This window comes from Cryobacterium sp. 10S3, assembly GCF_034344045.1.
Lineage (GTDB): Bacteria > Actinomycetota > Actinomycetes > Actinomycetales > Microbacteriaceae > Cryobacterium > Cryobacterium glucosi.
The window spans coordinates 545,991-559,402 of the sequence record NZ_CP133773.1 but is presented as its reverse complement, the minus strand read 5'-3'; the positions used below and the strand labels follow the sequence as shown (position 1 = coordinate 559,402).

General features: G+C 70.8%; 10 protein-coding genes. 7 read left to right on the top strand and 3 right to left on the bottom strand.

Annotated features, from left to right (window positions below; all coding sequences use genetic code 11):
- The first annotated feature begins 55 nt into the window (after positions 1-55).
- Together RHM57_RS02560 and RHM57_RS02555 are read left to right on the top strand one after the other, a co-directional pair.
- The gene (locus tag RHM57_RS02560; RefSeq protein WP_134558712.1) at positions 56-433 is read left to right on the top strand and encodes a YciI family protein; all 378 of its coding nucleotides are present in this window, start codon (positions 56-58) and stop codon (positions 431-433) included.
- On the top strand, positions 430-1,749 hold the full coding sequence (locus tag RHM57_RS02555) for an RNA polymerase sigma factor (protein ID WP_322136324.1): 1,320 nt from the start codon (positions 430-432) through the stop codon (positions 1,747-1,749). The genes RHM57_RS02560 and RHM57_RS02555 overlap by 4 nt, the downstream gene beginning before the upstream one ends.
- A gap of 37 nt (positions 1,750-1,786) precedes the next feature.
- Here RHM57_RS02555 and RHM57_RS02550 read toward each other — a convergent pair whose 3' ends face one another.
- From RHM57_RS02550 to RHM57_RS02540, 3 genes are all read right to left on the bottom strand, one after another.
- Positions 1,787-4,417, bottom strand: a complete 2,631-nt coding sequence (locus RHM57_RS02550) for an ATP-binding protein (protein ID WP_322140678.1) — start codon at positions 4,415-4,417, stop codon at positions 1,787-1,789.
- A 249-nt stretch (positions 4,418-4,666) separates the two neighbouring features.
- Positions 4,667-6,067: a M20/M25/M40 family metallo-hydrolase gene (locus RHM57_RS02545; protein WP_198413723.1), complete on the bottom strand. Its 1,401-nt coding sequence runs from the start codon at positions 6,065-6,067 to the stop codon at positions 4,667-4,669.
- 44 nt (positions 6,068-6,111) lie between these two features.
- Complete coding sequence (locus RHM57_RS02540) at positions 6,112-6,873, bottom strand: gamma-glutamyl-gamma-aminobutyrate hydrolase family protein (protein WP_134449817.1); 762 nt, start codon at positions 6,871-6,873, stop codon at positions 6,112-6,114.
- A gap of 193 nt (positions 6,874-7,066) precedes the next feature.
- On the opposite strand from RHM57_RS02540, the gene RHM57_RS02535 reads away from it, so the two are divergent.
- The 5 genes from RHM57_RS02535 to RHM57_RS02515 all read left to right on the top strand — a co-directional run bounded on the left by RHM57_RS02535 (position 7,067) and on the right by RHM57_RS02515 (position 13,399).
- On the top strand, positions 7,067-9,184 hold the full coding sequence (locus RHM57_RS02535; RefSeq protein ID WP_322140677.1) for a TPM domain-containing protein: 2,118 nt from the start codon (positions 7,067-7,069) through the stop codon (positions 9,182-9,184).
- Positions 9,185-9,266: 82 nt separating this feature from the next.
- The gene (locus RHM57_RS02530; protein ID WP_134561924.1) at positions 9,267-9,998 is read left to right on the top strand and encodes a PspA/IM30 family protein; all 732 of its coding nucleotides are present in this window, start codon (positions 9,267-9,269) and stop codon (positions 9,996-9,998) included.
- 96 nt (positions 9,999-10,094) lie between these two features.
- On the top strand, positions 10,095-10,928 hold the full coding sequence (locus RHM57_RS02525) for an arginase family protein (protein WP_134449814.1): 834 nt from the start codon (positions 10,095-10,097) through the stop codon (positions 10,926-10,928).
- A gap of 142 nt (positions 10,929-11,070) precedes the next feature.
- Positions 11,071-11,922 (top strand): crotonase/enoyl-CoA hydratase family protein, encoded by an 852-nt coding sequence (locus RHM57_RS02520; RefSeq protein WP_277612980.1) that lies wholly within the window; start codon positions 11,071-11,073, stop codon positions 11,920-11,922.
- A 31-nt stretch (positions 11,923-11,953) separates the two neighbouring features.
- A complete protein-coding gene (locus RHM57_RS02515) occupies positions 11,954-13,399 on the top strand; it encodes an NAD(P)/FAD-dependent oxidoreductase (RefSeq protein WP_322140676.1) in 1,446 nt (481 codons plus the stop codon).
- Positions 13,400-13,412 lie beyond the last annotated feature (13 nt).

The following is a 13,412-nucleotide window of genomic DNA, read 5'->3' as shown; positions in this document are numbered from 1 at the left end:
GGGCGTGCTCGCTCGTCATTGTGGTGTCAGTATCACAACGACGAAGGGAAGTCTGATGCGTTACTCATTGCTCGTGATCAGCCAGGAAGCCGAAGACGCCAACATCAGCGACGAGATGATGGAATGGGGACGCGCGGCCTTCGATGCCTATGGGAAGTCGCTCGACGCCGCCGGGGTACTCATCTCGGCCGACATCCTGCAGCCCGTGTCCGCGTCGACGACCGTCACCGTGCGCGACAGCGCGCTCCGGGTGCAGGACGGCCCGTTCGCGGACACCAAGGAGCGCCTCAACGGCACCTTCGTGATCGAGGTGCCAGACCTCGATGCGGCAATCGCATGGGCCGAACAGTGCCCCGCCGCCCAGTACGGGGCTGTCGAGATCCGTCCGTCGGCAATCATCTTCCGGGACGGAGCATGGCGCGGCCAGGAATGACCGCAGCGGGCGCGCACGACGCAGCCGCCGCGGGCGCAGCCACGGACGCAGCCAGGGACACGGCCAGGGCGCGGGCGGAATCCGTCGCCCGGGAGTCCTACGGCCGGCTGCTCGCGCTGCTCGCGGCGCCGGGCGGCGACATCCCGTCCGCCGAAGATGCCCTTGCGGATGCCTTCCTCGAGGCGCTGACCCGGTGGCCGGCGGCCGGCATTCCCGGCAACCCCGAGGGGTGGCTGCTCACGGTGGCGCGCAATCGTCTCCGCGACCGCTGGAAGTCCACCGCCGTGCGCCGAACCGTGCCGCTCGACCCGACCGTGCTGTTCGGACTCTCTGGGTCGCTCGATCCGCCCGCACCGCTCTCGCTCGACGACGTCGACCCCGATGAGATCCCCGACAAGCGCCTTGAACTGCTTTTCGTCTGCGCGCACCCGGCGATTGATCCCGGCATTCGCACGCCCCTGATGCTGCAGACGGTGCTCGGTTTCGACGCGGCCCGGATCGCGGTGGCCTTCTCGCTGCCCGAATCCACGATGGCGCAGCGCCTCGTGCGGGCGAAGCGGCGGATTCGGGACGCGCGGATCCCCTTCACCGTGCCGGGGCTGAGCGAACTCTCCGGGCGGCTCCCCGCGGTGCTCGAGGCGATCTACGGCGCCTATGCGATCGACTGGCAGGGTGTTGCCGGGCCGAGTGTGCGTGAGTCGCTTGCGGCGGAGTCGCTGTACCTCGCGACCGTGCTCGCGGCCCTGCTTCCGCGCGAGCCCGAGGTGCTCGGCCTTGCCGCGCTGCTGTCGTTCTCGCTGTCCCGGGCACCGGCACGCGCCGCACCGGACGGATCAACGATCGCCCTCGACGACCAGGATCCGGCCAGGTGGGATCGCGAGCTGATCCGGCAGGGGGAAATGCTGCTCCGGCGGGCCCACGGTTTCGACCGGATCGGACGATTCCAGGTGGAAGCGGCCATCGAGTCGGTGCACTGCGACCGGGCTCGCTCGGGCGAGACCGACCGGCCGGCGCTTCTGGCCCTCTACGGCGCGCTCGTGCGGATCGCGCCCACGCTCGGCGCCCGGGTGGCGCTCGCGGCGACCGTCGGCGCGGTCGAGGGACCAGCGGCCGGACTGGCCGCTCTCGATTCCGTCGCCGTGCTGCCGGGCGCCGATCGTTTCCAACCGGCCTGGGCGACCCGCGCACACCTGCTCGCCCAGGCCGGCCGGGTGAGGGATGCCCGGGTCGCCTACCAACGGGCGATCGCGCTGTGCGCCGACGCCGGCATCCGTTCGCGCCTGCAGGAGCAGTGCGCGCTGCTCGGCACGGCCTGATCGGCACGGCCTGATCGGCACGGGCTGACGGCTCGGCTCAGGCCGATTCCGGCTCGGGCTCTGGCTCACGGACGGGGTGCATGAACGGTTCAAGGGCCGAGAGCGTGCGGTCCATCGCCGTGCCGAGCCGGGCGACCTGCCCCGCGGTGATCGGCTCCTGCCGCGTCGCCGCCGCCTCGATCTCGGCGCAGACGGCGGCGAGGGCGCTCGCGCCGACCGTCGCGCTGCTCCCGCGGAGGCGGTGCGCCAGCTCCACCACGTGCTCGTGGTCGAGGGCTTCGATCCCGGCGCTGATCGCGCGCAGCCTGCTCTCGCCCTGGCCGGCGAAGCTCCGGAGCAGCCAGCCCTTGGTTTCCGCGCCGACGTCGTCGAGATAGCCGAGGACTTCGTAGTCGATCACGGCATCGTCAGGACGGGAAGCGATGGGGGCTGCATCCGGGCAGTCGCCGAGAACGGTTCCCGCCCCCGTCACCGTTGCCAGCGTCTCCGCGAGTTCGGCCGGCCGGATCGGCTTGGTGAGGTAAAGGTCCATGCCCGCCTCGAGGCACGCCTGCCTCGCCTCCGTGGTCGCACTCGCGGTGAGAGCGATGATCACGGGCTGGCGGATGCTGTCACCGAGACCCCGGATCCGGCGCGCGGCCTCGAGGCCGTCCATGACGGGCATGTGCACGTCCATCAGCACGACGTCGTACGCGACGGCTCCGACGGCCTGCACGGCCTCGAGCCCGTCGCTCACGGTGTCGACGCGGTGGCCGCCGCGCGCGAGCATCAACTGAGCGACCTTCTGGTTGATGACGTTGTCCTCGGCGAGCAGGATGCGCAGCCCCGGGGTGGGGGGAATCGGCGAGGATCGACCGGGCAGAGTGGACGGGTCTGCCGACCCGGACCCCGGGCGTTCCCGCCCGGCACTCTCGTGGGTCGCGGCGTCATCCCGGCGTCGGCGCTCGGGGCGACCGCTGCTCAGCCAGTCGACGCCGGTCGCCGCTCGCCGCTCCGGGCGAGCGGCGAGCGGCCAGGCGATGGTGAATGCGAAGGTGGAGCCGACCCCGACGGTACTCGTCACCTCGATCCGGCCCCCCATGATCTCGACCAGGGCCTGACTGATCGCCAACCCCAGACCCGAACCGCCATACACCCGCGTCGTGGACGCATCCACCTGACTGAACGACTGGAACAACCGCGGCATCCGATCCTCAGGAATCCCGATCCCGGTATCCGACACCAGGAACCTGAGCGCCACCACCCCGGACTCCCCCGGAACGACCAGCCCGGCCGGCTCGATCCGCACCATGATCGTGCCCGACTCCGTGAACTTCACCGCATTACCCACCAGGTTCACCAGAACCTGCCGCAACCGCGTCACGTCCCCGCTCACCCACGACGGACACCCATCCGCGAAATCACACAACAACGTCAAACCCTTTTTATCAGCCGCGACCGCCAACAAACCGACCGAATCCTCCACCGCCGAAATCAGATCGAACGGACGATCCTCCAACTCCAGGCCACCCGACTCGATCTTCGAAAAATCCAGGATGTCATTGATCAGATCCAGCAACAGGTCCCCGCTGCGCCGCACCGTCTCCACATAATCGCGCTGCACCGCGTCCAACCGGGTATCCAGCAACAACCCCGTCATCCCGATCACCGCATTCATCGGCGTCCGAATCTCATGACTCATCGTCGCCAGAAACGCCGACTTCGCCGTCGTCGCCGCCAACGCCGCATCCCGCGCCAACCCCAGACTCACATTCAACTCCACCTGCCGCACCCGCAACCGATCAGCATCCCGCACCGCGAACAACAGGCGCAGGGCACCAGCCATCACGGTCACGACGGCGGTGACGATCGAGAAGTACGACAGGGAGGTGAATTGATTCACCAGGGCAACCGCAAGGGCGCCGAGAGTGAATATCGAGGGAATCGCCAGTACGAACGCCGAATCCGACCCGACCGGCCTCGGGGTGCTCCGGGACCGCCAGGCCGCGGCCACGAGGAGCAGGGCGGCGAGCGGCCAGAGCGCGTTGACCGGCGCTCCCGGCAGATCGAGCCCGGGAAGGCCGGTCGCCTGGATGAGGTTGCCCAGGGCCATCAACGAGAATGAAGCTGTGCACAGCGCCCAGATCTGACTCGGACGCCGGCCGAGGGCGGCGGCCGTGCCGACAAGGATGGCGACGAGCACGAGCGGGGCGACCGCGTAGACGAGGGAGATCAGGCTGTCGACGGTGATCTCGTCGGCGGCGCGATAGAAGAGCGCAGACGCGATCGACAGCAGACCCAGGCTTGCAATCACACCGTCGAGCCACACGGAGGCCGTTGACGGCGGCAGCCGCTTCCGCACCAGCAGGACCAGCCCGGCGAAGGCGAGCCCGAAGAAGGCTGCGTCGAGTGCGAAGGCGAACGCATCCAGCACGCCGGCGGCGTCATGGTCCGTTGCGGCCGCCGCCGTGCCGGCCGCGTCCGACAGCGCGACGGCGTACAGTGCGCCGGCAAGCGCTCCCCAGGCGGGGCGCTCGATCGGGCGCAGGACCACTCGAGCTCCGACCAGGGTCGCGGCTCCGAGTTCGAGCGCGATGTAGAACCAGCCGTCGAGCCACCCGGGGCGGCCGGGGCCGGTCACGAGGAACGTCGACGCGGCGTATGCGACGGTCCCGATGAGAATCGCCATGAACGAGACCCGGATCGATCCCGGCGCGTCGGGCAGGAGAGAAGCGACGCTGGCGGACCCGCGCTGTGCCACCTGAATCGACCTCTCGTCCGGGTCGTCGCCCCGGCGGCCGCCCGTGCATGCACTGGCCATCCTCAGCGCAGGTCCGGAGCAGGTGACGACGGACGTCAACTGCTACTTACAGTGCAGCATTGCATGCAATTTATCAACTGCGAGCGGCTCGACCCCGGGACTCCCCGCGTGAAGCGATCAGCCGTGCAGGTCCCGCACGACGGCGTCGAGGGCGTTCACCGTGAGTGAGACGGACTCGACGTCGATCCGCTCGTCGTTGCCGTGGAAGAGCTGGCGGAACATTCCGTAGTCCCAGCGCCGGCTGAGCAGGGCGAAACCGTACGCGGGGATGCCGCGGCGGCGGTAGAACCGGGCGTCTGAGCCGCCGACGCTCAGCATCGGCAGCAGGTCGGCGTTCGGGTATGCCCGGCGAGCGGCCGCACCGAGGGCGTCGTAGAGCGGTGTGTCGATCGGAGAGCGGGTCGCGGCTTCGAACCCCTCGCCCTCGATCGTCACGTCGGCCATGAGCTCGCCGAGCGCCTCGCGGAGGTAGGCGTCGACATCCGCCGCCGCGATGCCGGGCAGCACCCGGATGTCGAGGGTCACCGTCGCGAGGGCGGGAATGACATTGTCCTTGTCACCGGCCCGCACGACGTTCGGCGAAACGGTCGTGTGGGTCGAGGCGTGCGCGAAGCCGGCGAGGGTGCCGAGTTCGTGCAGGGCGTCGATGATGCGCACGGGGTCGAGGAGCCGGGCGGCGAGCGCCGGGTCGAGGTCGAGCGCAGCGACGTAGCGGCGCCAGTCCGGGGTGATCTGCACGGGCGCGTGGTACCGGGAGAGCCGGTACACCGCATCCGCTGCGATGATGGCGGCGTTGCGGGCACCCCAGGGCGCCGAACCGTGCCCGGGGGTGCCGTGCACGACGAGGCGACGGCCGGCGAGGCCCTTCTCGCCGATCGTCGTGGAGATGGAGGGGGTGGGGCCGACGGGCACGCCGCCGGACTCGGTGAGGACGAAGTCGGCGTCGATCAGGTCGAGGCGGTTCTCGGTGAGCCACTCGACGCCCAGGCCGCTGCCGGCCTCCTCGTCGGCGACGGCCGCGAACACGAGGTCGCCCCGGGGTCGGAATGAACCGGTCGCGATGGCACGTGTGACGGCGGCGTAGCTCGCGGTGAGGCAGAGCATGTCGAGAGCGCCTCTGCCCCAGATCTCGCCGTCGACGATCTCCGCCGCGAACGGGTCGCGGCTCCAGCCGGCCTCGTGCACGGGGACGACATCGAGGTGGCCGACGAGGGCGAGGGAGGGCGCGCCGGGGTCCGTTCCGTGGATGCGGGTGATCAGGGAGGCCCGGCCCGGGTGCGGTTCGACGACCTCGAGGTCGAGGCCGGAGCCGGCGAAGAAGCCCTCGAGGGTGCGCACACTGCGGATCTCGCCGCCGGAGTCTGCTGTGCCGTCGTTGACGCAGGCGTTGCGGATCAGGTCGCGCAGCAGGTCGACAGTGGCGCGGGTGAGCGCGTCGTCGGGGTGCGTGCTGCCCGGAATGATGCTGCCGGGAAGGGTGTCGTCTGCGATGGTGCGGTCCTTTCGACAGGTGCCCACACTCTACCCGAGCGGATGCCGGGCTCGGGTCGGCTCAGCTCAGCTCAGGCCGCGATACGACCGGCCGCTTCGATGGCCGCGAGCTGGCGCTCGAGGCTCTTCAGCAGCAGCGGGAGCTGGTCGGCGGGAGCGTCGGGGGCCTCAGGGTGCCACTGCACGCCGGTGATCGGCGCGAACTCGTGCTCGACGGCCTCGATGAGCCCGTCGGGGGCCACCGCTGCGGCGAGGAGGCCGGTGCCGAGGCGGTCGACGCTCTGGTGGTGCGCGCTCTGCACGGCGGCGAACGCGCCGCCGAGGCTGTCGGCGAGTACGGTACCCTCGAGCAGTTCGACGGTGTGTTCGCGGAGGATCCGGTCGATCGGCACGTCGACGTTGCGGTGGATGCCTTCGTCGATGTGCTGCACGATGCTGCCGCCGAGGGCGACGTTGATGATCTGGAGGCCGCGGCAGATGCCGAGCAGCGGGGTGCCGTGCTCGAGGGCGCGGCGCACGAGCGCAAGCTGGCCGTCGTCGGCGACCGGGAAATGCAGGGTTTCTTCCGGGTAACCGGAGACGCCGCCGTAGAAACGGGGAGTGATGTCTTCCCCGCCGAGGATGACGATCGCGTCGGCATCCGCTGTCGCGGTGAGCAGGGTGGCGATGGTCATGTCGGCCGCGGCGAGGCGGGTGACGGCCCAGCCGCCCTGTTCGGCTGCGGCCACGACGGTTCCGTTGAGGACCTGGACCTTGGCGTGGTACGCGGGGCGGTCCGGGCGGCTTCCGGTGACCTCGACGACCGCGAGGCGCGGGGCGGTGGTCTCGGCCATGCTGCCCTCCAGGCTGTTTCATCGTGTGCGGTGTTCCCAGTGTGGGCACTGCCGGCTCCGGACGCGAACGGGGCCGTCACAGTCCGCAACAGAAGGTTCGTAGACGGGCGGGTCTGGCCGTTCTATGCTCGCGGCAGGAGGGCACCGGGCACCCGCCCTCGCCTGCCATTCCCGCGCCGAAGGAGGCGAGTCCATGCGGTCACGACGCCTGCTGCTTCTGGGGGTCGTCCTCGCGGTCGTGGGCCTCGGGGCAGGGCCGGGGACTCCGGCATCCGCCGAGGATCCCCCGAGCTTCGGGTCGAGCCACGTGGTCGACAGGGTCGGCGCCCTCGGCTCCCGCACCGCGGAGGTGACCGCCGCCCTCGACCGGCTCTACGCGGAGACCCGCACCGACCTCTTCGTCGCCTACGTCGACAGCTTCACCGGAGTCTCCGACCGCCAGCAGTGGGCAGACCAGACCGCCGACGAGAACGGGCTCGGCACCAACGACGTGCTGCTCGCCGTCGCAACAAGCGACCGCCAGTACCAGCTCTCGGTCGCGCAGAATTCGAGCCTGACGGATGCGCAACTTCTGGAGGTCGAAACCGTCGCGATCGAACCGGCCCTGCGCGTGAACGACTGGGCCGGGGCGGCGATCGGCGCCGCGAACGGCTTCGCGGCGACGATCGGCGGCCAGCCGGTTCCAGCGCCCTCGCTCACCCCCGGTACCGCGAATCCCGGAGGAGGGGCCTCCGGGGGCGGCCTCCTCACGGTGATCCTCGTGGCGCTCGTCGTTTTCATCGCGATCGTCGCGGGGACGATCGTGTTCTTCGCTCGCAGACGGCGGGGCGCGGCGGTGGCTGCAGCCGGTGCAGCCGGTGCAGCCGGTGCAGCGCCTCCCGTCGGAACCGGGCAGCCCGCCGCCCTCTCCACCGAAGAGCTCTCCCGGCGGGCGGCGACCGCCCTCGTCCAGACCGATGACGCCGTGACGTCGAGCGAGCAGGAGCTCGGCTTCGCCCTCGCCCAGTACGGTCAGGAGGCCACGGAGGCGTTCCGCACGGCCCTCGACTCCGCGAAGGCCGCGCTCCGGGCCGCGTTCACCCTCCAGCAGAAGCTCGACGACGCCGTCCCCGACACCGAGGAGCAGCGCAGGGACTGGTTCCTCGCCATCCTCGACGGCTGCGAGCAGGCCAACACGACCCTCGACGACCAGGCGGCGGACTTCGCCGCGCTGCGCCAGCTGGAGAAGAACGCTCCGGCCGCCGCGGCATCCGCTACCCACGATACCGACGCCGCCGAGACCAGGATCGCGCCCGCCGCCGCCCGTATCGCCGAACTCGCCGGCCGGTATACCGCGGCCGCACTCGGGACCGTCGCCGACAATGCCGACCAGGCCAGGGAGCGCATCGCCTTCGCACGCACGGCACTGTCGGAGGCCGGCAAACGGATCGAGAGCGACCCGCCGGGAGCAGCCGTCGGGATCCGTGCGGCGGAGGAATCGGTCGACCAGGCCGGGCTGCTGCTCGATGCCGTCGACCGGCTCGGAACCGACCTCTCCGCGGCGGCGGACCGGGTCTCGGCCACACTCGCGGAGTTGCAGGGGGATCTCGCCGCGGCCCGCGCGCTGCCCGCCACCCCTGCCGGCGTCATCGCCGACACCGAACGCGCCGTCGCCGAGGTCTCCGCCCGGCTCGGCGCCGGACCGATCAACCCGCTCGAACTGCTCGGCCGGCTCGAGGCGACCAACGCGCGCATGGATGCCGCGCTGCAGGGGGTGCGGGACGCAGCCGCCCAGGCGCAGCGCACCGAGGCCGCACTCGACCAGGCCCTGCTCTCCGCGCACGGCCAGGTCTCGGCGGCGGAGGACTTCATCACGGCCAGGCGCGGCGCCGTCGGTGCCGAGGCGCGCACCCGGCTCGCCGAAGCCGGACGTCTGCTCGCCCAGGCCGACGGCACCCGCGCGACCGACCCGGGCTCCGCATTCACCGCCGCGCAGCGCTCCGGCTCGCTCGCCGCGGAGTCGATCACCCTGGCACGAGCGGATGTCGACGGTTTCGCGGGCGGGCCCGGCCTCGGTACCGGCCTCGGGCAGGGCGGAGGTCAGGGCGGCGGCACCGGGTCCGGCATGCTCGGCGCCGTCCTCGGCGGGATCCTGATCAACTCGGTTCTCTCCGGTAACCGCGGTGGCGGTCTCTTCGGCGGCGGCACATTCGGCGGCGGCGGCCCCTTCGGTGGTTCGCGCGGCCGGGGCGGTGGCGGCGGGTTCGGCCTGCCGGGCGGCTTCGGCGGTGCGGGCACCCGGTCCCGCCGCGGCGGGGGCGGGAGGTTCTGACTCACTTCACCCCATACAGCGGAAGCACACAGACACGCGCCACACTGGACCCGCCCGCAGAATCACTCGAAAGGACACTGTCATGACCAAGCAATCCATCTTCGGCCGCATCGCACAACTGGCCAAGGCGAACATCAACTCCCTGATCGACTCGGCAGAAGACCCGAAACTCATGCTCGACCAGATGGTGCGCGACTACAGCAACAGCATTTCGGATGCCGAGGGTGCCATCGCGGAGACGATCGGCAACCTGCGCCTCCTCGAGGACGACCACCGGGAGGACGTCGAGGCCGCGGCGGAGTGGGGCGGGAAGGCACTCGCCGCGAGCCGCAAGGCCGACGAGCTGCGCGCAGCGGGCAACACCGTGGACGCCGACAAATTCGACAACCTCGCCAAGGTCGCGCTCGGCCGCCAGTTGCAGTCCGAGAAGGAGGCGAAGGCCGCCGAGCCGCAGATCGCCTCGCAGACCACCGTCGTCGAACAGCTCAAGACCGGTCTCAACGCGATGAAGGAGAAGCTCGGCCAGCTGTCCGCCAAGCGGGACGAGCTCATCGCCCGGTCGAAGACAGCCGCGGCGCAGACCAAGGTCATGGACGCCGTCAAGAGCATCGACATCATGGATCCCACGAGCGAGGTCAGCAGGTTCGAGGACAAGATCCGCCGCGAGGAGGCCAAGGTGCGCGGGGCGAACGAGCTCGCCGCGTCGAGCCTCGACGCCCAGTTCGAAAGCCTCGAAGACCTCGGCGAACTGACCGAGGTCGACGCCCGCCTGGCGGCGCTCAAGTCCTCCGGCGCGAGCGAGATCGAGAAGTAGCCCACGGCGCTAAACCGCCGAGAGGGCACACTTTTGAGTTCGGAGAACGTGCGCGGTGCCCTCGCGCGCGACAACCCGCGAGGCGCATACTGGAGTATGGCTCCCTCCTTCGTTGTCGTGCCGCAATGGCAGGGTTCGGTTTCTCCGCGCGCAATGCGCCTCAGCGATGGTGCGGAGGCGATCCGGGGTGATCTCCCGTCCTCCGCGACCGTCGAAGTCCCGGTTCCGGTCGAGGCCGGCGACGCGCAGGACACCGGCATCGACCGGTTCTCGAGCCTCGTCATGGTGCGCGAGCGCCTCACCCGTGCGCTGCGCGACTGCGTCACCCCCGTCCTCACGATCGGCGGCGAGTGCGGCGTCTCGCTCGCGGCCGTCGGCCACGCCTCGGCGCGGCATCCGGGCGGCCTTGCCGTGGTCTGGCTCGACGCCCACCCCGACCTGCACACCCCCGATTCATCGCCCTCCGCAGCTTTCGGCGGCATGGTGCTCCGGGCGATCGCCGGCGAGGGTGTCGACGGGCTCGTGCTCGGCGCGGACGAACGGGTGCCGTTCGACCGGATCGTGATCGCGGGAGCCCGCGACATCGACCCGGCCGAAGCCGAGCTCATCGGTGCGGCGGGCATCCGCTGCCTGTCGATCGAGGAGCTCGAGACGCCGGACGGCATTCTCGCCGCGGTCCGCGCGACGGGGGCGACCGCGTTCTACATCCACCTCGACCTCGACGTGCTCGACCCCTCCGTGCTGACCGGGCTCTCGAACCTCCTGCCCTTCGGACTGAGCGTCGAGACCCTCGGCCGCACGATCACCGCGCTCAGGGCCGAGTTCGAGCTCGCCGGTGCCACGATCGCGGGCTTCGCGCCCGCCTCCCCCGAGGCCGCGAACGACGACCTGCCGAGCATCCTCCGGATCATCGGCGCCCTCACCCGCTGACCCGCGCACCGCAACGTCGGAGATTTTCGCCACACGCCGTGAATCCGGGCAGCGGATGCCGCGGGTCGCGCAAAACTCCGACGTTGCATTGTCCTGCACCGCGGACAACGCCCCGAAACCCACCAGCACCAGGAAGGCATCCGTGAGCGAGCAGCGCAGCACCGAACAGAGCCGAACAGAGCACGACCCCGGCGGGCAGGACCGCGCCCACCAGGAACTCCGGGTGCTGACCGAGCGGCGCGGGCACGTGCTCCTGATCGGGCTGAACCGACCGGAGAAGCGCAACGCCGCCGACCTGCTGATGCTGCAGCAGCTGTCCCTTGCCTACGGCGAGCTCGATCGCGACCCCGGGCTCAGGGTCGGCCTCGTCTACGCCGTCGGCGAGCACTTCACGGCCGGCCTCGACCTCGCCGACATCGGCCCGCGCCTCGGCCCGGACGGCATCGACATGGTGCCGGACGGCGGGGTCAACCCCTGGCAGGTCGACGGCCGAGCGGTCTCGAAGCCGGTGGTGATGGCCGTGCAGGGCACCTGCCTCACACTCGGGATCGAGCTCATGCTCGCGAGCGAGATCTCGGTCGCTGCCGCCTCGACGCGGTTCGGGCAGATCGAGGTGGCCCGCGGCATCCTGCCGTTCGGCGGAGCCACGATCCGGTTCCCCCGCGCGGTCGGCTGGGGCAATGCGATGCGCTGGATCCTCACCGGTGACATGTTCGATGCCGCGGAGGCCCTGCGGATCGGGCTCGTGCAGGAGGTCGTCCCCGACGGCACCGAGTTCGACCGGGCGCTCGAGCTCGCCGGGCGGATCGCCGCCCAGGCCCCGCTCGCGGTGCAGGCGACCCTCGCGAGTGCGCGAGACGCCGTGCGACTCGGCGATGCCGTCGCGGAGGCCGGGCTGCAGCCGACCCTCGGCGTGCTCGCCGCGAGCGAGGATGCCCGGATCGGCATGGAAGCATTCCGCACCAGAACCGCCGCGGAATTCGTGGGGCGCTGAACCACGTGACTCATCGACGACAGGAGACACCATGAACGACCAGACCACGACCTACGACGTCATTGTGATCGGCGGCGGCGCCGTCGGAGAGAATGTCGCAGACCGCACCGTTCAGGGCGGGCTGAGCACGATCATCGTCGAAAGCGAACTCGTCGGGGGCGAGTGCTCGTACTGGGCGTGCATGCCGTCCAAGGCCCTGCTGCGGAGCGGAGCGGCACTCTCCGTCGCACGCCGGGTCGGCGGAGCCGCCGAGGCCGCGACCGGTGAGCTCGACGTCGCCGCCGTGCTGCGTCGCCGGGACTCGTTCACGAGCCACTGGGCGGACGACGGCCAGGTCGGCTGGCTCGACTCCGCGGGAATCGCCCTCGTCCGCGGGCATGCCCGCCTCAGCGGCGTGCGCGAGGTGACCGTCACCGGCACGGACGGAACGACGACTGTGCTCACGGCCCGGCACGCCGTCGTGGTGAGCACCGGGTCCTCCGCCGTGCTGCCCGACATCCCAGGGATCGGCACCGTCGACCCCTGGACCAGCCGCGAGGCCACGAGCGTCCAGCACATCCCGGAGAGCCTCGCCATCATCGGCGGCGGTGTCACCGCGGCCGAAATGGCCACGGCGTACACGTCGCTCGGCGCCCGGGTCACGCTCATCGTGCGCCATTCCCTCCTCGGCAAGGAAGAACCGTTCGCCGGCGAACTCGTCATCGAGGCCCTGCGCGCGGCGGGAGCGACGGTTCTGACCGGCGAGGCTCCCGTTCTCGCGATGCGCTCTGCCGACGGCGACGTCGTACTCACCCTCGCGAGCGGTGGAACCGTCACCGCGACAGAGGTCCTCGTCGCGACGGGTCGCGCACCGCGCACCGACGACCTCGGGCTCGCGTCCGTCGGGCTTCCCGACGGCGGCTGGCTGACCGTAGACGACACCCTGCTCGTTCAGGGCGACGCGGCGGACCTCGCCGGCGACTGGCTGTACGCGACCGGCGATGTCACGCATCGGGCCCTCCTCACCCACCAGGGCAAGTACCAGGCGAGGGCGGCGGGCGACGTGATCGTCGCCCGCGCCTCCGGCCGGGCCGTCGACGACTCCCCCTGGGGCACCCACGTCGCCACCGCAGACAACTCCGCCGTCCCCCAGGTCACCTTCACCGATCCCGAGGTCGCCTCGGTCGGGCTCAGCCAGGCGGCGGCAGAGAAGGCCGGCCTCCGGATCCGGGTGCTCGACTATCCGATCGGAAGCGTCGCCGGAGCGAGCCTGCAGGCCGATGGCTACACCGGCATGGCCAGGGCCATCGTCGACCTCGACCGGGAAGTGCTCATCGGCGTCACGTTCGTGGGCCAGGACGTCGCGGAACTCCTGCACGCGGCGACCATCGCCGTCGTCGGCGAGGTACCGATGAGCCGGCTCTGGCACGCGGTCCCGGCCTACCCCACGATGAGCGAAGTCTGGCTGCGCCTGCTGGAGGCATACGGCAGGCCGTAGCGCGGCATCCGCT

What these genes read in the sequence shown, in the direction of transcription:
- RHM57_RS02560 (WP_134558712.1), top strand. Translation starts at nt 56, where the DNA reads ATGCGTTACTCATTGCTCGTGATCAGCCAGGAAGCCGAAGACGCCAAC.
- RHM57_RS02555 (WP_322136324.1), top strand. Translation starts at nt 430, where the DNA reads ATGACCGCAGCGGGCGCGCACGACGCAGCCGCCGCGGGCGCAGCCACG.
- RHM57_RS02550 (WP_322140678.1), bottom strand. Translation starts at nt 4,417, where the DNA reads ATGGCGATTCTCATCGGGACCGTCGCATACGCCGCGTCGACGTTCCTC.
- RHM57_RS02540 (WP_134449817.1), bottom strand. Translation starts at nt 6,873, where the DNA reads ATGGCCGAGACCACCGCCCCGCGCCTCGCGGTCGTCGAGGTCACCGGA.
- RHM57_RS02535 (WP_322140677.1), top strand. Translation starts at nt 7,067, where the DNA reads ATGCGGTCACGACGCCTGCTGCTTCTGGGGGTCGTCCTCGCGGTCGTG.
- RHM57_RS02530 (WP_134561924.1), top strand. Translation starts at nt 9,267, where the DNA reads ATGACCAAGCAATCCATCTTCGGCCGCATCGCACAACTGGCCAAGGCG.
- RHM57_RS02525 (WP_134449814.1), top strand. Translation starts at nt 10,095, where the DNA reads ATGGCTCCCTCCTTCGTTGTCGTGCCGCAATGGCAGGGTTCGGTTTCT.
- RHM57_RS02515 (WP_322140676.1), top strand. Translation starts at nt 11,954, where the DNA reads ATGAACGACCAGACCACGACCTACGACGTCATTGTGATCGGCGGCGGC.